General features: G+C 38.8%; 18 protein-coding genes. 12 read left to right on the plus strand and 6 right to left on the minus strand.

Going from position 1 to position 25651, the window contains the following annotated elements:
- The first annotated feature begins 113 nt into the window (after nucleotides 1-113).
- Nucleotides 114-4703 (plus strand): EAL domain-containing protein, encoded by a 4590-nt coding sequence (locus H4J59_RS13890; RefSeq protein WP_182240288.1) that lies wholly within the window; start codon nucleotides 114-116, stop codon nucleotides 4701-4703.
- A 146-nt stretch (nucleotides 4704-4849) separates the two neighbouring features.
- Complete coding sequence (locus H4J59_RS13895) at nucleotides 4850-5191, plus strand: hypothetical protein (RefSeq protein WP_182240290.1); 342 nt, start codon at nucleotides 4850-4852, stop codon at nucleotides 5189-5191.
- 225 nt (nucleotides 5192-5416) lie between these two features.
- Here H4J59_RS13895 and H4J59_RS13900 read toward each other — a convergent pair whose 3' ends face one another.
- From H4J59_RS13900 to fadI, 3 genes are all read right to left on the minus strand, one after another.
- Entirely contained in the window at nucleotides 5417-5620 is a 204-nt protein-coding gene (locus H4J59_RS13900) for a hypothetical protein (RefSeq protein ID WP_182138290.1), read from the minus strand.
- 246 nt (nucleotides 5621-5866) lie between these two features.
- On the minus strand, nucleotides 5867-8020 hold the full coding sequence (fadJ, locus tag H4J59_RS13905) for a fatty acid oxidation complex subunit alpha FadJ (RefSeq protein WP_182240292.1): 2154 nt from the start codon (nucleotides 8018-8020) through the stop codon (nucleotides 5867-5869).
- Entirely contained in the window at nucleotides 8020-9327 is a 1308-nt protein-coding gene (gene fadI, locus H4J59_RS13910; protein ID WP_182184489.1) for an acetyl-CoA C-acyltransferase FadI, read from the minus strand. Before fadI ends, fadJ begins: the two co-directional genes overlap by 1 nt.
- A 274-nt stretch (nucleotides 9328-9601) precedes the next feature.
- Here fadI and H4J59_RS13915 point away from each other — a divergent pair, with 274 nt between their 5' ends.
- The 8 genes from H4J59_RS13915 to H4J59_RS13950 all read left to right on the plus strand — a co-directional run bounded on the left by H4J59_RS13915 (nucleotide 9602) and on the right by H4J59_RS13950 (nucleotide 18344).
- Nucleotides 9602-10558: a MoxR family ATPase gene (locus H4J59_RS13915; RefSeq protein ID WP_182240293.1), complete on the plus strand. Its 957-nt coding sequence runs from the start codon at nucleotides 9602-9604 to the stop codon at nucleotides 10556-10558.
- Between the two features lie 15 nt (nucleotides 10559-10573).
- Entirely contained in the window at nucleotides 10574-11587 is a 1014-nt protein-coding gene (locus H4J59_RS13920) for a DUF58 domain-containing protein (RefSeq protein WP_182240295.1), read from the plus strand.
- Nucleotides 11575-12153: a DUF4381 domain-containing protein gene (locus H4J59_RS13925; RefSeq protein ID WP_182240297.1), complete on the plus strand. Its 579-nt coding sequence runs from the start codon at nucleotides 11575-11577 to the stop codon at nucleotides 12151-12153. Before H4J59_RS13920 ends, H4J59_RS13925 begins: the two co-directional genes overlap by 13 nt.
- A complete protein-coding gene (locus H4J59_RS13930; protein WP_182240299.1) occupies nucleotides 12150-13169 on the plus strand; it encodes a VWA domain-containing protein in 1020 nt (339 codons plus the stop codon). The genes H4J59_RS13925 and H4J59_RS13930 overlap by 4 nt, the downstream gene beginning before the upstream one ends.
- Nucleotide 13170: 1 nt before the next feature.
- The gene (locus tag H4J59_RS13935) at nucleotides 13171-15024 is read left to right on the plus strand and encodes a VWA domain-containing protein (RefSeq protein WP_182240301.1); all 1854 of its coding nucleotides are present in this window, start codon (nucleotides 13171-13173) and stop codon (nucleotides 15022-15024) included.
- On the plus strand, nucleotides 15018-16697 hold the full coding sequence (locus tag H4J59_RS13940) for a BatD family protein (RefSeq protein ID WP_310733198.1): 1680 nt from the start codon (nucleotides 15018-15020) through the stop codon (nucleotides 16695-16697). Before H4J59_RS13935 ends, H4J59_RS13940 begins: the two co-directional genes overlap by 7 nt.
- Before the next feature lie 425 nt (nucleotides 16698-17122).
- On the plus strand, nucleotides 17123-17638 hold the full coding sequence (locus H4J59_RS13945; protein ID WP_259369536.1) for a sigma-70 family RNA polymerase sigma factor: 516 nt from the start codon (nucleotides 17123-17125) through the stop codon (nucleotides 17636-17638).
- A complete protein-coding gene (locus H4J59_RS13950) occupies nucleotides 17631-18344 on the plus strand; it encodes a DUF3379 family protein (RefSeq protein ID WP_182240305.1) in 714 nt (237 codons plus the stop codon). Before H4J59_RS13945 ends, H4J59_RS13950 begins: the two co-directional genes overlap by 8 nt.
- A gap of 455 nt (nucleotides 18345-18799) precedes the next feature.
- Here the strand turns inward: H4J59_RS13950 and putP are convergent, their stop codons facing one another.
- Nucleotides 18800-20287: a sodium/proline symporter PutP gene (gene putP, locus H4J59_RS13955; protein WP_182240307.1), complete on the minus strand. Its 1488-nt coding sequence runs from the start codon at nucleotides 20285-20287 to the stop codon at nucleotides 18800-18802.
- Between the two features lie 290 nt (nucleotides 20288-20577).
- On the opposite strand from putP, the gene H4J59_RS13960 reads away from it, so the two are divergent.
- A complete protein-coding gene (locus H4J59_RS13960) occupies nucleotides 20578-21798 on the plus strand; it encodes an EAL and HDOD domain-containing protein (RefSeq protein WP_182240309.1) in 1221 nt (406 codons plus the stop codon).
- Nucleotides 21799-22041: 243 nt separating this feature from the next.
- Here H4J59_RS13960 and H4J59_RS13965 read toward each other — a convergent pair whose 3' ends face one another.
- A complete protein-coding gene (locus H4J59_RS13965) occupies nucleotides 22042-23553 on the minus strand; it encodes a Fic family protein (protein ID WP_182240311.1) in 1512 nt (503 codons plus the stop codon).
- A gap of 272 nt (nucleotides 23554-23825) precedes the next feature.
- Between H4J59_RS13965 and H4J59_RS13970 the strand changes: the two genes are divergently transcribed.
- Nucleotides 23826-24347 carry a hypothetical protein gene (locus tag H4J59_RS13970; protein ID WP_182240313.1) on the plus strand — a complete coding sequence of 174 codons (522 nt, stop codon included), beginning with the start codon at nucleotides 23826-23828 and terminating at the stop codon, nucleotides 24345-24347.
- A 198-nt stretch (nucleotides 24348-24545) separates the two neighbouring features.
- Here the strand turns inward: H4J59_RS13970 and rfbB are convergent, their stop codons facing one another.
- Complete coding sequence (gene rfbB, locus H4J59_RS13975) at nucleotides 24546-25646, minus strand: dTDP-glucose 4,6-dehydratase (RefSeq protein WP_182240315.1); 1101 nt, start codon at nucleotides 25644-25646, stop codon at nucleotides 24546-24548.
- Nucleotides 25647-25651: the final 5 nt, after the last annotated feature.

Genomic DNA, 25651 nt, shown 5'->3' on the forward strand with positions numbered 1-25651 from the left:
AGTTCCTTACATCCATTGTAATAGGGCCTAGCATCCAGAAATAATCAAAATATATGGCATACCTAATAAGCTAAATCATTAAGGTATAGGTTTAACTAAAAAGGGTTGTATTAGTGCTTTTTCTTTTTTTCAAAAAAAAATTAATTTCTCAATTTCATCTAACGCTTGCTGTCTTGGCTCTAGTGGCTCTCCTTTACCCTTATGGCAAAATTCTCGCGTCAGAAAATAATATTAATAACCCCCCACTGAAGTTTGAACGCATCTCAATTGCCGAAGGTTTATCACAGAGCTATGTTTACGATATTATACAAGACAACAATGGCTTTATATGGATTGCTACACAAGACGGCTTAAATCGTTACGATGGTAAAAACTTTGTTTATTATCGTCACGACAGTACGGATAAAAAATCAATTGCTGATAACTTTATTCGCAAAATTTTTATAGATAACCAAAATATAATGTGGGTTGGTACAAACAAAGGGTTAAGCCGATATAACGAATCATTAGATAATTTTGATAATTTTTTCCATCAAGCTAACGATAGTTATTCACTAAAAGACAATGAAATTTGGGATATTTATCAAGATCACAACAATAAAATTTGGGTTTCCACCAAAGAAGGTCTACATAAATACAATCCAGAAAATAAAAATTTCTCACGAATAAAAATTCGTGGTTTTGATACCGCTTTAAAAGAAATTAAAACTATTTTTCAAGATGAAAAAGATAATTATTGGCTTGGTACTTATGATAAAGGTATATATTTAACTAATAGTACACTAACTTTTGCAATTTCTTTAAACGATGAAAATAAATGGAATTTAAAACTTAACGCTAATGCGCTTTACGACTTAAACCTCATCGATAACCAATATTGGTTAGCAACTGATAACGGCTTATTTGTTATATCTCAAGAGTATAAAATAATAAAACATTACTCCGCTAACGCTGAAGATGTGAAAGATAAGCTAATATCTAATAACGTTAGATCTATTGTGATATTAAATGATTCAATGGTTTGGCTCGGCACGCTAAATGGCTTAAATATCATTAACTTGTTATCTGGTAATATAGATTCATATCAATCCGTACAACATAAAAATGCTATTTCTAATAATTACATCTTAAAGCTATACAAAGATACAGCAGATAATATTTGGATTGGAACTGACGGAAGTGGAATCAACACCTTTAATAGCTTACAGCTAAATATTAAGCATGGTTTGTTTAATTATAACAAGAGCCCAAACGCAGTTTATACTTTTGCGGAATCTAAAGATGGTAAAGTTTGGTTTGCAACCGATGATGGAAAATTAAACTATTTAAATTCAGATGAAGATATTATTCAACTCAAAATTGGAAATAAATCTCCTATTTCACGCCTAATGATAGACAAACTAGATAACTTTTGGCTTAGAACTGAAGCACAAAGCTCGAACCAACCTGGGCACCTCTATTACTTCGACACCAAAAAATCAACATTAATTGAAAATAAATCTTGGAAAAACAACACCTATCACACCAATTTAAGCCTATTGTACTTAATAAATAATAAAATTTGGTTTATTGATAAAACCTTGCAGTTAACATCATTTGATATTGAAACTAGTCAATTTGAAACTTATGAACAAGAAAATAAAAGTGCTTTTACTTCTTTAAGATATGATGACGATAGTACAATTTGGCTTTCTACAGATAAAGGTGAGGTTTTAAGCTTCAGCGTTCCTAAGCTGGAATTTTCAAAAAAATCCTACTTACTTTCAAATAGAATTAAATTTGGTGAAATTTCTACTATTGCAGTATCAGATGAATGGATATGGTTAGGTTCTCAACGTAATGGCTTAGCCTTAATAAACAAAAGCAACAGTAAAAATTTATTTTTTAACGAAAAAAATGGACTTAGTAATAATTTTATAGCCGACATTGTTATTGACTCCTCAGGTACAGGGTGGTTATCAACAAATATTGGTATAAATTCAGTTAACCCCACAAACCAATTAATCAGAACTTTTAATAAAGACATGCTCTTAAGTGACAATGAATACATTAGCGATAGCTCTTTACTAACATCTAGGGATACTATTTTTTTTGGTGGAGTAAATGGTTTTCATACCTTCATCCCTCAAGAAGTTTCTCAAATAAAACAACTTACAGTAACACCTAGTATATCAAATATATTGATTGCAAATAAGCAAGTGCCCGTAGGAAAAAACACACAGCCTAACGTATTAGGGAAAGAATTTTTTTTAGATCAAGCTCCAAATTATTTAAGTACTTTAACTCTACAGCATACTCAATCACAATTTAGCATTGAATTCATCACACCAAACACCAAACTACCCAATCAACTTAATTATCGTTACCGGTTAGTTGGATTAGAAGATAAATGGATCGATTCTGGTAAAAACAATCAAAGAGCTACATACACTAACTTAAGTTCAGGTGATTATACCTTTGAAGTGCAAGCATATGACTTACAAAGTAGTCAAGAAAGTTCAATAAAATCATTAGATATTACAGTCATGCCACCTTGGTGGTTATCGCGGAGCGCACTATTATTCTATAGCCTTGTTATCTTGTTAATAATTGCCTATATATTGCAACAAGTTCGCCATAAACGCTTATATCACTTACAGATTAAATTAAGTGAAGAGCGACTTAAATTATCACTGTGGGGTAGTGGTGATGAAATGTGGGATTGGAATATCAAAAGTGGAAAAATATTCCGTTCAAATATCTGGGGAATTTTAGAATTCCCGCAAGATGGCAAGCGAAATGTTGGCAAAGATGAAACCAACATCCACCAACACGACATCCCACGAGTACGAGAAGCTTTAAACCAGCACATGGAAGACAATAGCGAACACTTTGAGGCGACCTATCGTGTTAAAGATAAAAACGAAAAATGGATCTGTGTGCTCGACCGTGGAAAAATTGTTGAACGAGATGAAAAAAACAAACCCAGCCGAATGACAGGGACCTTAAAAGATATTAGTCAAATTAAACGCGCCGATGAACGTTTAAAACTTTTTGCAAAATGTATCGAGAATATTTCAGACGCGATTGTTATTTATGACCGTCAATTTACTGTGGTTGATATTAATAAAGCATTTCAAAATATAACCGGTAAAAATAAGTTACAAATGCAAGGGACTTTACTTAATTTTGAACAATATCCTGATAGCTTTAATCAAAAGGTTAAACAGCATTTAATAACCCAAGGTAGTTGGCACGGTGAAATAAAAAGTAAACGTGACAATGACGAGATTTATTCAACTGACTTTAATATCGATATAATTCGTGACGACAGTGGCAATATATCACACTTTGTCGGCGTTTTTTCTGATATAACCAAGCGTAAACAAACAGAAGCAGAATTAAGAAAACTTGCTAATACCGACACCTTAACTGGGTTACCGAATCGTGCTTATTTTCAAGCCAACCAACAAAAATTAGTTAGCAGTAAAGTACCACATGCCTTACTGGTGTTTGATTTAGATAACTTTAAAAAAGTTAATGACTCATTAGGACACGAAGTTGGCGATGTTTTGCTATGCAAAGTGGCCGAACGCATTAAAATTCTAGGGCGAAGTCAAGATACGGTTTATCGTTTAGGTGGCGATGAATTTAGTTTAATTGTTGAGAATACTAATGATCTTCATACCATCACCCACATCGCCAAAGAAGTTTTAAAATCTATTGCACTACCGCTTAGGCTTAAAAGCCAAGAAATTGTGCTTTATAGTAGTATTGGTATCGTAATTTACCCTGAAGACGGCGCGAGTCCACAAGAGCTCCTGAAAAATGCCGATACGGCCATGTACCATGCGAAAAACACGGGTGGTAATAAATACCAATTTTTCAGCGACTCAATGAATAAAACCGCCGTTAAACGCCTGCAAATAGAAAGCTTAATTCGACACGGATTAAAGGAAGATTTATTTTCGGTTTTTTATCAGCCAAAAATCGAGATTGCTACCGGTAAAATAGCAGGTATGGAGGCCTTGGTTCGTTTTGAAACACCAAATAAAGGCATAATAAGCCCAGTGGTATTTATTCCTGTGTCAGAAGAAACAGGGCAAATTATAGATATTGGTGAGGTGGTTTTACGCAAAGCATGCTTTGCCACTAAAAAATGGGTCGATACCGGGCTTTTTGACGGGCGTGTCGCGGTTAACCTTTCGGCAGTGCAGTTTACCCAACCGAATTTGGTGGCCATGATTGCTGATACGTTAAAAGAAAGTGGCTTACTGGCAAAATATCTTGAGCTAGAGATCACTGAAGGCACGGTAATGGACTCACCACAAAAAGCGATTGATACTATGTTACAAATTCGTGCGATGGGCATCCATTTATCACTGGACGATTTTGGTACGGGTTATTCTTCACTGGCCTATTTGAAAAAATTCCCCTTAAATACGTTAAAAATAGACAAAGCCTTTGTTGATGATATTGAAACCTCAGAGCAAGGACGGAATATGGTGGCAACTATAGTGACCATCGCACATAACTTAGGTATGCAAGTGGTCGCAGAAGGCGTTGAAACCAATCAGCAGTTGAGTTTTTTATCTGGCTTACGTTGCGAGCAATTACAAGGCTACCTTTATAGTAAACCGCTACCTAAAGGTGACTTCCAAAAATATCTGCTTTCTTTTCAAATTGCCAATAAATCCACTTCATTTGGAAAAAATGCCATTTAAACATATTCGTCAACTTTTTGGCGATGTAATTTTCATGTAAAAATTGTGTAAAACCCCTGTGTATCAAGGGTTTTATTGTTGGCACGATTTTCGCTTTACTCTTATTGAATTTAATTTAATTTAATTTAATAATAATAAGGAATACCATGCTTAGTTCATTAATTTTATCTTTGGTGATGTCAGGTACACCAACTGCTGTAACTGTAAATCATTTAAACCTTGATGTAGCCGGCACTAGACGCGGCACTGTTCGCATTGATGCTAATAGTACCAAAGGAGAAAAAGTTGGTACTCGTCGAGGTACTGTTCGTATTGATGCTCAGGGTATCAATATAGAAGAAGTTGGCACTAGACGCGGCACTGTTCGTATTGATGCTCAGGGTATCAATGTAGAAGAAGTTGGCACTAGACGCGGCACTGTTCGCATTAATGCACAGGGGACCAGTGTAGAAGAAATAGGCACTCGTCGTGGCACTGTTCGTATCTAGGAGGCTTTATGATTAATTTAATTAAATCATTATTTATGACTGCGAAGACTGAAAACGCTATTGCTGCAAGCATCGAAATAAAAGAAATGCCTGCAAGTACTTGGTGGAATTAAGACCTTATAAAGCCTGTTGATATTTATAAAGATTATTAGACACTACGCTACAAGGAAGTTAGCGTCTTTATAAATTAAAAGTTACTGACATTAAAACAGGCTATATTTTTTATTATGCTGGAAATAACAAGCAATCAAAGCCAAAACGCTGGTATATCTTTACACGTTTTTTCATGCAGAACATGGGCCAAACAAAAGGACCAAACATTAAACCGGCTATTGCCCATCGCTTTATACCTAAGCCACTACTGATGGCCTGACAATAAAAAAACAAAGAAAAAACAACGCTTAATACCCCGCTGAATAACAAAATCATGCTCTACTCACTTTGAAAAATTAGACTTGAAAAGTAAAAAAACCAACACACATGTGCATTTTAACAAGTTTAGAGTAATTATTCAAAAACTATGTGTTTTATTGTGAGCTTATTATCTCAAATTAATAGCCTCCTATTTCAAAAAACAATAAAAAAAGAGGCAATAAATTGCCCCTTAGTAAATCAATTGTCACCACCTTAGCGGTAAATAAATACCGTACAAAGTAATGTTAGCCAGAGTATCGGCTAATTATAAAAGCTTTCATTTTGCTCTGCCATTTTCACTAAAGCATCACAAGGCGTAAATCGCTCACCAAATTCAGCTTGCCATTGGGTTAATTTACTCACTAAAGTTACTGCGCCAATCTTATCCATATATTTAAAGGGTCCACCAAGGAAAGGCGGAAAGCCTATACCAAAAATAGCGCCAATATCGCCGTCACGGGCATTGCGGATAATATCTTCATCTAAACAACGAGCTGCTTCATTAAGCATCATATAAACACAGCGCTCAGCTTGTGCGTCAGTAACCGTGGTATTGCTCACCTTAAGCCCTAGCAAGGCATATACACTTTCATCGACTAATTTCTTCTTACTTTTAGTATTATATTGATAAAAGCCTTTTTTAGTTTTTTTACCTAAACGGCCATCATCAATTAATTTAGAAAATGCCGTTGGTGGAGCAAACCTATCCCCTAATTCTGCTTGTAGAATTGGACCGATTTTAGCACCAACGTCAAGACCCACTTCATCTAATAGCTGCATAGGTCCAACGGGAAAACCAAATTTAACCATAGCTTTATCAAGCGCTTTAATAGAGCAACCTTCAAGCAATAACATCGCGGCTTCATTTAAATAAGGCGCTAAAATACGGTTAACATAAAAGCCGGCTTTATCTTTTACCACAATCGGTGTTTTGCCTTGCTGCTTAGCAAATGCGACTGTGGTCGAAATCGTTTGATCAGAGGTTTTATCGTGAGCGATAATTTCCACTAACGGCATTTTGTCAGCCGGTGAAAAGTAATGTAGACCAATAACATTTTCAGGTCGTAAAGCGTGCTCTGCTATTTGGCCTATTGGCAAGCTTGAAGTGTTACTGGCGAAAATAGTACCTTCTTTACAATGGCTTTCAATATCCGCCAGCATTTTTTGTTTTAAGGTTAAATCTTCAAACACCGCTTCAACAACAAGATCAACATTGCCAAAACCAGTATATTCTGTCGTACCAGTTATTAGCGCTAATTGACTTTGCATTTCGCTATGACGCATAAAACGGCGTTTAACTTTTTTGTTTAACAAATCATAACCATATTTTAAGGCATGGCTGATACCTTGATTTGAAATATCTTTTATCCGCACAGGTAATTTAGCTTTTGTTGCTGTGACAAAAGCGATACCTCCACCCATCAAACCGCCACCAAGCACTGCGGTATTAGTTATTTTTTTAGGCGCCACACCTTCAACTCCCTGCTCTTTTTTCATATCTGTGGTCGCAAAAAATAGTTGTCTAAGCTGAACAGAAACATCACTCATCACTAATTGACCAAAATGATCAGCTTCCACTTGATAACCTTTTGAAGCAGCTTGCTCAACACCGGCACGAATACAATCAATTATTTTTAAAGGCGCAGGATAGTTACCTTTAGTTTGACCTAATACCATTTTTGTCGCTTTAGAGAATAAAATATTTCGGCCTACGCTATTACCTTCAAGTAACTTATCCATCATTGATAATTGGCGAGCTTTAGGTTTTACCTTACCAGAAAGCGCCAGCTGCTCTGCAGCTTTTAGCAAAATACTCTGCGGCACTACATCATTTACCAAGCCTGCTTTTAATGCTTGCTTAGCACGTAATTGCTTACCGGTTAGCATCATATCTAATGACTTTTGAATACCAACACGTTTGGGTAATCGTTGTGTGCCACCACCACCTGGCAGTAAACCTAATTGCACTTCAGGCAAGCCTAAGGCGGTTTTTGGGCTGTCACTACAAACGATGGCATGACACGCCATAGCAAGCTCTAATCCGCCACCTAAACAAGCGCCATGCACTGCAGCAACAACCGGGATTGATAAGTTTTCCAGTTGATCAAAAATCATTTGCCCTTGACGTGACAAAGCCGTGGCTTGTGCAGCAGAAGTACAATTGGCCAACATATGCACATCGGCGCCGGCGACAAAAGAATCCGCTTTACCACTGGCTAATACTAAGCCAGTAATCGACTTGTCTTCGCGAATCTCTTTTAATATTTCCGCGATCTCATCAGAAAATTCAGCTTTTAAAGTGTTCATAGAGTCGCCTTTAACGTCCATGATCAAATGCGCTATACCATTTTCTTGGCGAGCTAAACTAAAGCTTTTATTATTTTCTGGTTGTTCACTATTTGTTACATCAGTCATTAATCTGTCTCCACAATCATAGCCGCGCCTAAACCACCAGCTGCACAAGCTGTGGTTAAGCCAACACCGCCGCCACGACGGTTTAATTCATTCAATGTTTGTACAATCAATCGAGTACCTGTTGCTGCAAACGGATGACCATAAGCTAACGAACCACCCATGACATTGAATTTGTCCATATCAATTTCACCAATGGCTTTATCACGCCCTAAATGCGTTTGGGCAAACTTGTTACTGGCAAACATTTTCACGTTGGCCAACGCCTGTGACGCAAAGGCTTCATGCATTTCAATTAAATCTACATCGGCTAAATTCATGCCGGCACGCTGTAAGGCGATTGGCGAAGCATAACTTGGCCCCATTAGCATATCTTCCCAAACATCAATCGCGGCAAAGCCGTAACTGCGAATGTAGCCTAAAGGTTTATAACCTAGTTCTTTAGCTCGGCCTTCACGCATCATTAAAATGGCAGAAGCGCCATCGGTTAGCGGCGTACTTGTCGCCGCCGTTACCGTACCGTGTTTGCGATCAAAAACGGGGCGTAATTTGGCATAACTGGCTAACTCTGAGTTTTCACGAATACAATTATCTCTCTCGATAAATGACTTATAGGGTTCGCTATGGGCGGTCATCACCTCACCGGCTAGCTTACCTTCTTGCCAGCTTTTCGTGGCTAAAGTATGTGAGCGATGCGCTAATGCATCTTGTGCTTCACGGGTAATACCATGTGTTTTTGCCATTTGTTCTGCAGTATGGCCCATTGACAAACCAGAAGAATATTCGGCAACAGCCGGAGGTACAGGTAATATATCCTTAAAGTTAAGCTGGCGAATAAGCGCCATTTTTGCACCAAATGAGCGGGCTTTACTTAAATCTAATAAAGTGCGAGCAAATTTCTTCGACACACCAATGGGCGCAACAGACGAAGAGTCAGCACCACCTGCAATACCGACATCAACAAAACCCGCCATAATTGACTCAGCAACATTAACGGCAGATTGAAAACTAGTCGCACAGGCACGAGAAACACTATAAGCATCAGTATGAACATTCATTCCAGTACCTAGCACAATTTCACGGGCAATATTTGGCGCTTCTGGCATTTGCACCACTTGCCCAAACACTAACTGGTCGATAATTTTTGGGTCAACGTCATGTTTTTGTAGTAATTCATTGACAACAATTTTGCCTAAGTCGACAGCAGGAACACCATGAAAAGCAGTCGCTTGTTTTGCAAACGGCGTACGTAAGCCTGCGACTATAGCTATGCGCTCTCCACTGCCGGTTATTAATTTTGATTTTGTCATTTTTAATTCCATCTTGTTGCAACACTCAAGAGGTCAGACCTCTTCGGATTTGTGATAATTCTAACCAACTATAGAAATAATTCAATCATTAGCTTCAAAATATAAGCAAACTTATACTAGGAAGATACCAAGAACACACCAAGTAACTAAAAAGATAAAGAAAAAACCCTACAATTTTGTCCTGATGGTTGTTTTTTTAAAAGCTGAACCTTATATCAACTTATGTGTCAGACCTGCTGACTTAAACTTTTTTAATCAATAAGAACGATAAACTATGGCTATTGAACACTTTTCCTCATTAAAAGAACATTTATCTTCACAAATTATTGGACAGCACGCCCTTGTTGAAAACTTACTGATAGCGCTTTTAGCTGATGGACATCTTATTGTAGAAGGTCCTCCGGGTTTAGCAAAAACTCGTGCGGTTAACGCATTAGCGCAAGGTATCGAAGCAGACTTTCATCGCGTTCAGTTTACCCCTGATTTATTACCAGCAGATTTAACCGGCACCGATATCTATCGCCCCGAAGATGGTACCTTTGTTTTTCAACCCGGACCATTATTTCGTAACCTAGTCTTAGCCGATGAAATAAACCGCGCGCCGGCAAAAGTTCAGTCTGCCTTATTAGAGGCGATGGCGGAAGGCCAAATTACGGTGGGCCGCAATACTTACCCCTTACCTGAATTATTTTTAGTCATGGCAACACAAAACCCGATTGAGCAAGAAGGCACTTATCCCCTGCCTGAAGCGCAACTTGACCGTTTTTTGATGCATGTTGAAATCGATTATCCTGATGCCGCTAGTGAGTTAGAAATTTTAAAACTTAACCGCGGTGAAGCATTAAAAGTAGCAACAAAAGCCATTCAAAAAATGACTCAGGCTGATATTTTTTCTGCTCGCAAAGAAACCATGCAAATTCATATGGCGCCAGCGGTGGAAAACTATATCGTTGATTTGATCATGGCAACTCGTCATCCAGAAAAGTACGACGACAAATTAAAACAATGGCTTGCCTACGGTGCTAGCCCGCGCGCTACTATCGCACTTGACCGCTGTGCACGAGCAAGAGCTTGGCTAAATAACCGAGACTTTGTTAGCCCTGAAGATGTCCAAGCGGTTTTCCACAACGTATTACGTCACCGCATAATAATGACTTATCAAGCTGAAGCAGAAGGTATCAGTAGTAATCAACTACTTGATCACTTACTCAGCTTAGTGGCGGTTGCCTAAGCGCAAGTTACCTTTATGTGGTTTAATCAAAAAAAATCGACCGAGCAAAACAACCCGCAATCATTGCTTAATGAACTGGTCAGTAATGGCATCGAATTAACCATTGAAGAGTTAATTCGTTATCAGGCTAAAAGCTCACTGATTAATTTAGCCGCCTCGAAAAGTTTACGTGGCAAAATGTCAGGCAATTATCTCGCCCGCAGCAAAGGCCGAGGCATGGAGTTTGATGAAGTTCGCCATTATCAAAATGGTGACGACATTCGTGCTATTGACTGGCGGGTAACGGCTCGCACAGGAAAAACACACACAAAATTATTTCATGAAGAAGTGGAACGCCCCGTGCTTATTGCCACCGACTTAAGCACCAGCATGCTTTTTGGTAGCCGTTTACTTTTTAAATCAGTGCAAGCAGCGCATGTTGCATCCTTAGTGGCTTGGCATGCCAAGTCACGCGGCGATCGCATTGGCGGTATTGTCTTTAACCAACACAGTCACCAAGAATTAAAACCCCGTAGCAGACAACAAGGTGTTTTGCATTACTTGCATGCGTTAGTCCAGAAACACGCTGATTCTTTAACTATTGCTAGCGAGCCCTTAGACCGTGAACAAGCAATATTAGCCTTTGAACAAAACTGTGCGCGCCTACGCCAACTCGCTAAACCTGGTAGCTTAGTTTATCTGATCACCGATGCCTTTAATCTCACGGATGAAGCGGTGCGCCATTTAGCTCATATTACTCGACATTGTGAATTAGTCGTTTGCTTGCTCAGCGATCCACTCGAACAAAAACTGCCAGAAAGTAAACATAAAATTAGCGTTGGCATCACTAATGGTGATGATAGTGATGAGCGTCAACAATTAATACTCGGTGACCCAGCACTGGCTGAAAAATATCATCAACAAGCTCTGAATTTAAGTAACACCAAAGAAGAAAAACTAACCAAAGCTGGCGTGCGCTTACTGCACTTTTGTGCCAGTGAAGCACTCGAAACTCAATTACATCGCGGAGTAGCGTCATGGATCCGCTAGCACAATTAAGTGATATTCATCTACCGGCCAATGTGCACGGTTACCCTATCGCACCAGGTTGGTGGCTTTTAGCCGTTATTGTTTTAGCGATAATCATTTATGGCCTATTAAAACTGCGACAAGCCATGATTAAACGTCAGGCGCAAAAAATGGCACTCAAACAATTATCAACAGCAACTGACATCAGCGCTATGGTAGCCTTACTAAAATGGGCGGCTTTACAATACTTTCCACGATCACAAGTCGCACACTTAACCGGCCATGCTTTTAAAAGCTTTTTAATCGCCACATTACCCACTAAGCATCAGCAAAAATTTACTGAACTTAGCGCCGAACACTTTGTTTCTGTTTACCAAAGTACTACGGCAAATACTACGGCAAGCAAAATATCGGCTGAATTTTCAAGCGCAGCGAAATTATGGCTTAGTCATGCTTTACCACCAAAAAAAGAGTTAGCTAGGTTAGCGCCTGCAACAATTAAAAACGCAAAAACTACCTTGCATAACAGCCCAGCAGCAGATAAATCAGCTAACGTGGTGATTGAAAATGACGGAGCAAAATCATGATCCATTTTGATTTCCTCTGGGCCTTAATCGCCCTACCGCTGCCGTTACTTGTCTATTGGTTACCGGCTAAAAAACAAGTACAAGCCGCGCCACTTAGAATGCCCACCATCATTAAAGGTATTCAGACAACAGAGTTTGCCCCCGAAAAGAAAAAGTCATCAATACTCATACTCAGCCTTATTTGGTTGTTACTGGTACTGGCGAGCACTCAGCCACAATGGCTAGGTGAATCCGTCAATGTACCCACTGAAGGACGCGAAATGATGATCGCGGTTGATTTATCCGGCAGTATGCAAGTAGAAGACATGAGCCTCAATGGCCGCAGCGTTAATCGTCTTAATATGTTAAAAAAATTATTGGGTGAATTTATCGCACGACGCAGTGGTGACAGGTTAGGTTTGATCTTATTCGCTGACGATGCTTATATGCAAACGCCGATGACCTTTGATCGTAAAACCGTGCAACAAATGCTTGATGAAACCGTGTTGGGTTTAGTCGGAAAAAAAACCGCGATTGGTGACGCTATCGCACTTGCGGTTAAACGCTTTGATGAAAAAAAAGAATCGAATAGGGTTTTATTGTTACTCACCGATGGTCAAAATACCGCGGGTAAAATTACCCCCGACCAAGCGCTTGAATTAGCCGTGGCAAAAAACATCACCATATACTCTATTGGTATTGGCGCTGATGTGATGGTGCAAAACTCATTATTTGGCGCTCGTCGCGTCAACCCTTCAAGTGACCTTGATGAGGAGTCTTTACAACGCCTGGCTGATGAAACCGGTGGTTATTATTTTCGCGCTCGCGCCAGTGAAGACATGAGTGAAATTTATCAACTATTGGACGCTCTTGAACCCGTAGAACAAGAACAACAACAAATGCGACCTTTAACCGCTTTATTCCACTGGCCTTTAGGCTTAGCGTTACTAATAAGCCTACTCACGCTGTTAACTAAGAGCATCTCCAATGGTCAATTTTTCCTCAACAAAAAAGCAGCAACCGGAGTGACGGATTAATATGGCTGACTTTCATTTTATTCGCCCACTCTGGCTATTAGCTATCATTGGCTTATTTTTAATGCTGTTTATGTTAAAAAAACTGCGTATTAAGCAGTCAGGCTGGCAGCAACTGTTACCGGCACATTTAGCAAAAGTATTAGTGCAAGGTAACGCTAAAGCAAAATCTAACTCATTGCTGTTACCGTTTTTAATCGGCTTACTGTCAATTTTAGCCATGGCGGGACCGAGTTGGCAAAAACTACCACAGCCGGTGTATCAAGTAGCACAAGGCTCAGTGCTGATCATGGACATGTCGTATTCTATGTATGCCACCGACGTTGCTCCTAATCGCCTGACACGCGCACGTTATAAAGCCATAGATTTACTCGATAGTATTAAAGACGGTGAAATCGGTCTTATTGCCTATGCGGGCGATGCTTTTAATATTAGTCCGTTAACCGATGACAGTAATAACATAAAATTACTTTTACCCTCATTAAGCCCCGAACTTATGCCGGTACTGGGTAGCAACCCATTTGCTGCATTGGCACTGGCCAATGAAATGTTAATCAATGCCGGTCATAAAGACGGCGATATTTATTGGTTCACTGACGGTATCGATAACATTGATATTCAAGATATAACCCAATGGTCACGCGATCATCCTTATCGGCTTAATATTCTTGGCATTGGTACAAAAACTGGTGCGCCCATTAAACTCAGTAATGGCGAACTGATGAAAGATGACAATGGCGCGATTATTGTGCCTAAGTTAACAGCCCAAGCATTACAGGGCCTAGCTCAACGCGGTAGAGGCAACTACGCCACCCTGACCCAGAACAACAAGGATATTGAACGACTAACCTTCAAACCGCTCAGCACTGACATAGACGCAGACAACACCAAAGCCAGTGAAAATACCGGCGATCAATGGCAAGAGTTTGGCCCCTACCTGCTGTTATTAATTTTGCCTATGGTGTTAAGTTATTTTAGACGTGGCGCACTACTAGCAACCCTGCCGTTTGCTTTAATGTTAATACCCAATAACCAAGCTCAGGCTGATATTTGGCAAGATCTTTGGAAAACTAAAGATCAACAAGGTCAAGCGCACTTTAACAGTGAGCAATATCAGCAAGCAGCAGAACAATTTAAAAACCCACAGTGGCAAGGTAGTGCCTACTACAAAGCCGGTGATTACCAACAAGCCTTAGCTGCATTTAAACAAGAAAACAGCGCAGAGGCGCTATTTAATCAAGGTAATGCTTTAGCTAAATTAGAAAAATTTGACGATGCGATAGCGGCCTATGAACAAGCCTTACAGCGCGACCCAAACTTAGCCGATGCAAAAGCTAATAAAGCCTTGCTTGAAAAGTTAAAACAAGAACAAGAACAGCAAGAGCAAGAATCAGGTGACGAAGAACAGAAAAATGACCAGCAAGACAATGACCAACCAGGTGAAAACCAAGACGGTGACAGCCAAGACAGCAAAGACAGCGATCAGCAGCAAAATCAACAGAACTCAGAAAAACAAGACCCAGGCAAACAAGATGAATCTTCTGCGCAAAAAGATGCTGAAGAAGGCCAAGAGCAAAAAAATCAGCAAGAAACTGACCGCGATAAACAACAGCAATCAGAACAACAGCAAGCTAAAAATGCACAAGAAGCGAAACCCCCTGAAGATTCAAACGATGCACAAAGCCTAGCAGCCAAAGAGCTAGCCGAACAATTGGCCAAAGAAACCGAACAAAAACATCAACAATTACTCAACAAAGTCACTGATGACCCCTATATGTTACTGAGAAATAAAATGCAGTTAGAGTATCAAAAACGTAGTCAAGATCGTCGAAATGTAGGAGTTAAGAAAAAGTGGTAAAAGTTATAATTTCTTTGTTGGCTATTTTATTATCATGTCATAGCTACGCATTAACAAAAGTCAGCGCATCGGTTGATAAAAGCCTGACCATGGCTAATGAATCAATAATATTAACCATTACCGCCGATGATGATGTTAACGCAAACGCCTTAGATACATCAGCACTATTAACTGACTTTATTGTCGGTAGAACATCGGTTAGCTCACAAACTAGCATGATCAATTTTGATACCACACGCACCACCACATGGAATACGGTGTTAGTACCTCGAAGTTCAGGTGAGCTAGTGATACCCGCGTTTGACATTAATGGTTTCAAAACACAAATCATCACCATTAATTCACTAGCGGCAAACGAATCAGCCACTTCAAACCAGCAAGACCTATTTATCACCACACAAGCCTCTGCCACCGACTTATACGTTCAACAGCAAATAACGCTAACCGTAAAGCTACACTTCGCTGCAGAATTAAAGCGTGGCAGTTTAAGCGAGCCAAGCCTAGTCAGCGCGAATATTTTACAAATCGGCAAAGACAAAGAATCAGAAAGTATTATCAAAGGTAAACGTTATCGCGTTATTGAACGCGTGTACGCCATTAGCCCACAAAAAAGTGGTGATATGATATTAAAAGCACCGATTTTTTCTGGCGAGATCATCAAAGCTTCGGCAAGGCGATCTAACTTTTTAAGTTTTGCTGATACTAAACCAGTTAGTGTCGTAGGTGACGATATAGCGTTAACGATTAAAGCTATTCCAGCGCAAGTTAGCGGGCTATGGTTGCCCAGCGAATTATTCGCTTTACAGCAAGAGTTTCAACCCGCGCCAAGAAAATTTAAAGTGGGCGAACCGATCACTCGCACCATTACACTTACCGCAGTGGGGCTTTCAGAAGAGCAACTACCTGAAATTACCATGAAAGTTCCGCAAGGACTAAAAGTGTACCCAGATCAAGCTAAGCTACATACTGGTCTAAACAATGAACGTTTAGTCAGCCAAAAAGTGGTTAACTTTGCCATTGTTGCCAGTAAAGCCGGTGAATATCAGTTACCCGAAATTAGTATTCCTTGGTGGAATACCGTCACTAATAAAGCAGAAATAGCCACAATAGCAGGGCAAAAAATCATCGTATTACCCAACGCTGATATAGCCCCAAGTACCATTCAGCAACCACCGCGCATGAATCTTGAAAACCCAACAACACCCAAGCTTGTAGAAAGCGTAATTATTCAGCAAAACAGCTTCTTACAATGGCTATTTCTAGCCTTATGGCTACTCACCTTATTGGCTTGGTATATCACAGCAAAGCGCCCTTTTAAGCCTAAGCAAGCCAATAGTGAAACTAACACTAAGGTCAATAATGCTCATCTTGCTATCTTAGCTGCCTGTAAGAAAAATAATGGCGAATTAGCCTTAGCCTGTTTGCTGCCATGGGCACGCTCTCAATCACAATCATTAGGCGATAATCAAAGCCAAGTACTAACAACACTTGACTCATTGCACGATTATTTTAACGACCCGGCACTGTCTAACGCTATTATTGAGTTGCAACAAAGCTATTATGGAAAAAATCCAAGTGCTTGGTCAGGCAACAAGCTGATCCTTGCCATTCAAGCACTGCATAAAAGTAAACTCAGCAAATCACCCGAGGCTGATATCAGCATTAATCCTTAGCAGCGCCTAGCAATCAAGCTTCTCTACATTAGCTTTATTGAAACCACCTGTTCAACACAAATTCCGGCCTATTAAAGGTCGACTTTTGTGTCAAAGGTAGTTAAATTTTATTTAACTTAATGAACTAAAGTCCAATCTACAAAAAAACTATGGATGACAATGCAACCTTGGCGATTTTTTTGTAGGTCGGACTTTAGTCCGTCAAGCGTTAAGCAAACAATTAACCTCATAGACCCAAAAAAATTTACCGTTAAAAACCTACCACTAAAAAATATCACTTTTAACTTAAAATTTTTTTAACAACAGCTATATCTAGCAAACGTTAATTCAATTAAATTTCAAACAGTTATTTGAGCTATAGTGGAACTACGTAAATAAATGCATCTGTGTGAAATAAAATGACAAAGCCTAAGGTCTTTTACAACATGGCGACAAAACAAGTTAGATACGAAGCACTCGTTAAAGCATTACATGCAGATTTATATCGATATGGCTACTGGTTATGCCACGATAAGCATATTGCCGAAGATTTAGTGCAAGAAACATTTTTACGTGCATGGCGCGCGCTTGACTCGTTGAAAGACGAAAAGGCGGCAAAGTCATGGTTAATCACTATTCTGCGCAGAGAAAACGCTCGTCGTTTTGAGCGTAAGCGTTTTGACATGAGCGAATATGAAGAAGCCACTATTGCCGATGTCAAAGCCACCAGTAGCGAACAGGAAATTGAACACTATTGGCTACGGGAAAAAATAGCACAAATGCCTGAAGAGTATCGTGAACCCTTAGTTTTACAAGTGATTGGTGGTTTCAGTGGTGAAGAAATTTCCAGCATCTTGTCACTCAATAAAAATACCGTAATGACACGATTATTTCGCGCACGCAATCAATTGAAAGAGGCCGTAGACGACGAGCCAAAATTAAGAGGTCTACACAATGGATGACTTAAAATTTAGACGCAGTTTACTAGCAGATCCAAATAACCGTGATGATGCTATCAAGGCCGCGATTAAAAGTGATTCGGCAAAACAAAAATTTTCGCAAGAACTTGACACATTAGAAGATAAAATCGCGCAAGCCATGCATATCCCCGTGCCTGAAGATTTAACTAATAAATTAATTTTACGACAAACTTTTGCTAGCCATCAGCAACAAAAACGTAAAACACGTGTACGTTTGTCGATGGCAGCATCTGTTGCACTAGTGATGGGCTTAACTGCTAACTTTATGATGTTCTCTAGCACCTATAAAAACCTGGGTGACTATGCTATTGCGCATGTTAATCATGAGGCATCACACTTCTCTAACAATGATCAGCCAAGGGTAACACTGGCCTCATTAAATGAGAAAATGGCGAAATTTAAGGGCAGTTTTGATAGTACCTTTGGTAGCTTAATCTTCGCTGATTATTGTCGATTTGATGGCAGTAAAAGCCTGCATTTAGTGTTTCAAGGTCAATCAAGTCCGGTCAATATTTTTATTTTACCCGATGACGAAGACATTAAGTTTATTGCTAATTTTGCTAATGATAAGTTACAAGGTCGGTCATTAAACTTTAATCATTCAAATATCATTGTAGTCGGTGATAAGAACGAGCCTATAAAGCAGTGGCAGGAACGAGTGAGTGATCATATTACTTGGTCAATTTAGTAGTCAAACTTATACTCATGCCAATAAACCCCTTACTACTTAGCAAACTTAAAAAAGCTTAGATTACAGGTTCATCGTTTCAGACTGAACCTGAATACCTACATCCATGTGTTAATTACTGCAGACATTGATAACCACTCATAGTTTTCTTACATAGGTAGTAACTATACAAAGTTCTATTTATTCTCAAAGCTCTGGCAAACGCTAAGTAAGAACTGGCTTAATGGCTTGGGTTTAAATTCCACGGTTTAACAATAGGCAGATATTAAAAACGTCAGCTTAAAAAACTATTACTCAGAACGAAGACATCAAAAAAAAAGCCGTTAATCTAGATTAACGGCTTCTATAACTTACTTAACACTACTTAAGAATTTAAAGTTTTGACTGACAGCTGACAGCTAATAACTTAAAACTAAAAGCTATCTCTATCAGCTTATTTTAGTGTTTAGCTATATTTAACTATGTTTAGCAACAACCTCATCAAATAATTTCTCTATTTCTGGTTGCTCTTTTGTTGTTAAACGACTGACCAATACAATAGCAATACTGGCCATAATAAAGCCAGGTACAATTTCATACATCACGTCACTAAGGTGCTGACCATTTAGCGTTATAGGCGCATATATCCACACTAAAACGGTAATAGCTCCTGTCAACATACCGGCTAATGCACCATGTCGATTCATTTTCTTCCAGTACAGACTCATAATAACCAAGGGTCCAAATGCAGCACCGAAACCGGCCCAAGCATTACTGACTAAAGTTAATATTGAGCTTTCTCTATCGTAAGCAAGAAAAATAGCGACAATGGCTACCAAGGCGACTGATATGCGGCCAACCAAGACTAATTGCTTTTCACTAGCGTTCTTATTCAAAAAGGCTTGATAAATATCGCCCGTTAATGAACTTGATGTCACCAATAATTGCGAAGAAATGGTGCTCATAATCGCCGCTAGAATCGCCGCTAGAATAAAGCCAGCGATAAGAGGGTGAAACAGTACCTGCCCTAATAAGATAAATATTGTTTCCGCATCATCAACTACCAAGCCTACTTTAGCCGCGTAAGCCACACCGGCAAGACCCGTAGCCATAGCACCACACAATGAAACGATCATCCAACTCATACCAATTCTTCTGGCTGCCGGTACATCTTCTACCGAACGAATAGCCATAAAGCGTACAATAATGTGAGGCTGACCAAAATAACCTAATCCCCATGCCATGGCAGAAATTATGGTGATAATAGTGACACCACTAAATAAGTCTATGAATGTGGGGTCGACCTTTTCAATAGCTTGCATCATAGCGTCAGTACCTCCAACATCAGAGATCGCGACAATGGGCACAAGCACCAAGGCAACAAACATAATACAGCCTTGTACAAAATCAGTCAGACTCACGGCTAAAAAACCACCAAAAAGTGTATAAAGTACAACAACACCAGCGGTAATATATAAACCTACTTCATAGGTTAGGCCAAACGAACTTTCAAATAATTTACCACCGGCAACAATGCCTGAAGAAGTATATAAGGTAAAAAATAAAATAATAACAATCGAAGAAGTGATGCGAAGTGCGTGTGAGCTATCAGCAAAGCGATTTTCGAAAAAATCGGGCAAAGTAATCGAATCATTTGCCATCTCGGTATAAGTTCTTAATCTTGGTGCTACGATAAGGTAATTTAAATAAGCACCTAGGACTAAACCAAAAGAAATCCAAGCACTGCTCAAGCCTACTGTGAACATTAACCCGGGTACACCCATTAGCATCCAACCGCTCATGTCAGAGGCCCCGGCAGAAAGCGCTGTTACCCCAGGTCCTAAACTACGTCCTCCAAGCATAAAACCAGATACATCGCTAGTTGATTTTCTATAGGCATAAATACCTATTCCCAACATAACAACAAAGTATAGTGCCAATGAAATCATCGTTCCTACAGCCATTTAACCTCCGAAAAACATTATGCCAATCAAACTACTTTATTTTACCACTTAACGGTAATTAATTTGTTTGGCATTAAAACTGTTCAAATAAATAGCACATTGCTACTCAATTGAACGTGAACAACAATAATAGGCTTAGTTAATAATTGATTCCATGTTTTTCGTAAGTATTAACAATTATTTGTGTTATAAATGAATCAGCTAATGTGAAAATTAAGTTAACTAAACAATAATACTAAATAAAAATAATAAAATTATTTTTTATAACATAGCATTAATTAGGAATTTGAATGTACTTTTACGCAGCTAGGCAGCCCATATTAGATATAGATAAAAATCTATTTGCCTACGAACTTTTGTTTCGCGATAGCATCATCAATGTTTTCCCCGATATTGATGGCGATGAAGCGACAACAAAAATTATTGAAGCCAGTAACTTTAATCTTGGCATTAGTGAATTTACTGGCAATAAACCTGCCTTTATTAATTTTACTTTAGAAACCCTCATTAAAGGTTATCCAGAAACATTAACACCAGAAGAAGTGGTTGTTGAAATTTTAGAGACCGTAAAGCCAGGTAAAAAGTTATTATCGATATGCAAAGGTTTGTATGAAAAAGGCTATACCATAGCGTTAGATGATTATATTCATCAAGCTGTATGGCAGCACTTTTATCCTTTTATACACATTATTAAAATTGACTGGCAAATCACCACATTAGACACCATAAAAATTGTAAAATCTGCCATTAAAGATTTTCCACACATTAAATTACTGGCAGAAAAAGTTGAAACCTACGAAGAATATAACCAAGCATTAGCGTTAGATTTTGAATTATTTCAAGGCTTCTTTTTCGCTAAGCCTGAGATGATAAAAACCAAAAGTCTATCACCATCACAGATAGCAATGGCAGAACTCCTCTATGAAACCTCAAAAAAAGAGTTAGATCTTGCCAGTATTACATCAGTTTTTGAACGCGATGTGACTTTGTCCTACAAACTACTGCGTTATGCCAACTCAGCAATCTTTAAACGTCGTACTGATATTTCCACGATTAAACAAGCACTTGTTGTATTAGGCTCAGCTGAATTAATACGTTTTCTTGGTTTAATGTTTGCAGCAAATATTAATCCCGATAAACCATCTGAACTTATTAACGCGGCGATGACCCGAGCAAAGTTTTGTGATTTAATGGCCAGTGAAATTAAATCACCATTAGATAGCTCAATAGCTTTTTTAACCGGTTTATTGTCGTTAATTGATGCCATTGTTGACGAAGACTTAGCAAATATTCTCACCAAGCTGCCACTAGCTCAAGAAATCAAAGACACGTTATTAACCCGTAAAGGTGATATGGCGGCCTTAATTATACTGTTAGAGTTTATTGAACGAGCTGAGTGGTCAAAAACCAACATAGTCATGGCCAAGCTTGGCTTAAACAAAGCCACTGTCCTTAAAAGCTATAATCAAGCAATCGCTTGGGCTGACGAACAAAAAATTGCCAATTATTAGTCATTACTTAACAAAAATTTAAAGGCATGGTATAGATAGCTGTCAGTAAAAATAGCGATCAGCTTTCAGTTAACTGTCTTTGGCACAAATGACGACTGAAAAAACAAGACTCAGCTGTAAATGCTTGATTGCCAATCACTTAAATCAACAGCTTAACAGCTGACGGACTGAAATCCGAACGACAAAACAACCGCTCAAGGTTGCATTATCACCTGTAGTTTTTAGCTATTTAAAGAGCTATGGCTATAATAACGAAGCTAAAAATTTTGTAAAAGGGGCAATATTTTGCTCTACACTAGCGGTTTCTAATACCTCCATATACTCATCTCTTCGCTCAACTGGCACAACAGTCCATGAATAGCCGCCTGCGGCCATCATCAAGTTCATAATGAATCGTCCCATGCGGCCATTACCATCAAAATATGGATGAATATAAACAAAAACAAAATGACCTAATACAACTCGAATCGCAGGATTTTCTTCTTCCATTAACAAATCGAAAAGCGCAGGCATCATATCCCTAACAGCCAATTTTGTTGGCGGTGTATGTTTTGATTTTCGAATATAAACGGGCCCTGTTCGATAGCCTGCTAAATCAGATTGTTTAATAATACCAGTAGCGACACTTGGGCCAAATAAAGCTAAATACCAATCAGCATGAGTCGCTTCTAATACTTCACCTGGGTTTGCACCATCTAATACTTGTTCAACAGCTAACTTTACTTGTTGAAAGGAATCCCAATAACCTTTTGCAGCCATTACATCTAAATGTTTTCTACTATCGTCAGATTGTTCAGGATTCCAGTTACCTGAGCGTACATGCTCAATTAACTCATGCGTAACCCGGTAGCCTTCAATAGATAGTGAGTGGTAAGCATCAGTAACAAACTTGTCTTCTACTTCAGCCAAATAATCTTGCACATTAATTTTAGCGACAGGCGCATCAGGAAAATGGGCTATCACATCGGTTCGCATGCTGTGCCACAGTAAACGCAGTCGATTTACGTAGGGTGAAACCTCACGGCGACCAAAGGTAATGTGTGTTTTATCTTCAAATGGATCAACTTCTCTTACCTTAAAGTCCACAGCATCCATGCCTTTAATGATGTTATTGGCAATTAAGTCTCTACCGATATTACGAAATGCCCCGGCTAATCGTCCTGCACTAGTAACATGACCTCCATCGAGCAATACACTTAGCACTTCTGAGGCATCTGTCACCATTGAAAGTAGTGTTCGCATTTGTATTGGCTTTTGCGCAAACGTATTTTTTGCACAATGCACTAAACTTGCTGCCAAGTTATAGACTCTCAAACCATCGACTATCGTTAACTGTGTTTGATGTGGCATAGCAGAGCGAATATCAAATACAGAAGTATTGTGAAGCAAAGCCGTTGGCTTATTTCGTCCTTTAGGGGAACGTACTAATAACTGAGGTGGAATGGTTTTATCACCAATATGAATTTGTATCGATTGCTCAGGTGACAAACACCAATTCTGTTCAAGACGTTCATCTAAATAAGCACCACAAAAATCCCAAAAAGACGTATACCAAGCGGTAATATCGCCTTGTTGTTCATCAGGGCTTGAAGGAATATACCAACCTCGCATCACTTCTTTGATAAAGCCATGTTTGGTCAATCTTTCTCTATCGGTGCGCTCAAGCATTTTCGATTGCACAGCAATAATACCGCTATCTTGCAATTGCTTTAATTGCTCTAGCGAATATGCGAGCTTTTCTGATACCTGATTCATATTTACACCATTAGCTTTTGTTGAATTTTTTAATTAGCTTTTAGTGTGGTTTAATTTTAGCTTTTAATGAAAGCAATAATTAGCTTTTAATGTAAATTTGATGGTATTTACAGCCTAACAATCTTTACCTATGCTTATTTAAAGTCCTTAAATAAGCATAGGTATGCAGAATCTATTATCTTCAAAAGTAAAACAAATAGACAGAAAAATCTATGTTGAACTACCCACTCAAGTTACTATACGCTCTAAGTAGCGTTTGTTTAGGCGTTGAAGTGTTACATTTATCACAAGGGGAAGTTTATGAAGCGTTTCTTGTCTCCCTTGGTATTAAAACCGCGTCAACGCTACTAAAACTGTGCGGTGATGCACACCAGATAACAATTGCGCGAGACCACAACCAACTACTGTTTAAAATTGACAGTGCTTTATTGAAAGTAAGTACTATTTCACCAAAAAAAGAAGTGTCTGCAATCGTGTCACAACTTAACATCGCCAACCATCACGCCGATTGTGAAATTAAAAATGTGAAGCAAATGCTCACTCAATTTATTAGTGATGATAAAAAACACAGCATGATAGTATTTGAATCTACACATGAGCCATCAACTCAAATACTCCCTTTAAAAGTGACTACTCAATATAACTGCAGCTTTAATAATGCCAGTACACCAGAATCAGAAGTTGTGCTAATAAGCCCATCACCGTTCAAAACTTCACAGACTTACAGTTATAATCTCACAGCTTTTGATAACGCAGTGTCAGCATTTACCTCAACGGATATTTCTTGCCAGTAAGCTGTTGACGATATAGGCCACTTGCTGATCAAACAGGAAGGTAAACAACTTAAAAAGTTCTATAAGTTGATTGCGATAAAAAGCTAATGAATAGAGATGTGAATTTACAATAACTAAGTTTGCACTAACAAACTTAGTTATTGTAAATTATTAGATAAATTAATTGTCTGCGTAAAAATCCTTAACTAATTTATATCTTTAAGAGTATTGCTTATCAACCCAATCTTGATATGAGCCGTCCATTACCGACTGCCACCACGATTCATTCTCTAAATACCAAGCAACCGTTTTAGCGATACCGGTTTCAAATGATTCTTTCGGTTGATAGCCTAACTCATTATTGGTTTTAGTCGCGTCAATAGCATAACGACGGTCATGGCCAGGCCTGTCTTTGACATAAGTAATAAGTGATTCAGTATTTTGCTCAATCGCTGCTTTTGCATTCGGAAAACGTGTTGCTAAATCTTTATTTTTAATAAATTCTTGTTCAACCAGTTTTGAAATGGTTTTAACAATATCAATGTTAGCCCATTCATTATCGCCACCAATATTATAGTTTTCACCCACTCGGCCACTTTGTAAGACTAAATCAATGCCGTAAGCGTGGTCTTCAACGTATAGCCAGTCACGAATTTGTTGGCCATCACCATATATTGGCAAAGATTTATTATGCAAAATATTAGTAACCACTAAAGGAATAAGCTTTTCAGGAAAATGAAACGGCCCATAATTGTTTGAACAGTTACTCGTGGTAACATTTAAACCATAAGTATGGTGATAAGCACGTACCAAATGATCACTTGCCGCTTTACTGGCAGAATAAGGCGAATTGGGGGCGTAAGCAGTATCTTCTGTAAAAGCAGGGTCGGTCGCTAAAAGCGTGCCGTACACTTCGTCTGTGGACACATGATGAAAACGATGCTCGGCAAGTACACCGTCACCGTCTAACCAAACTTTTTTCGCCGCTTTAAGTAAGCTATAGGTACCAATAATATTGGTTTCAATAAAAGCATCAGGGCCAGTAATTGAGCGGTCAACGTGAGATTCTGCCGCAAAATGCACCAAGGTATCAATACCCTGTTCAATCAGTAATGCTTCAACTAACGCTTGGTCGCAAATATTGCCATGCACAAAAGTGAAGTTTCCTTCATCCTTTACACTATCTAAATTAGCCATATTGCCTGCATACGTTAGTGCATCAAGTACAACAACTTTATCGGCTGGATACTTTGCCATCCAGTAGTGTACGAAGTTAGCCCCTATAAAACCTGCACCACCTGTAACTAATAATTTTTTCATAACAA

This window comes from Colwellia sp. MB02u-10, assembly GCF_014077185.1.
Lineage (GTDB): Bacteria > Pseudomonadota > Gammaproteobacteria > Enterobacterales > Alteromonadaceae > Cognaticolwellia.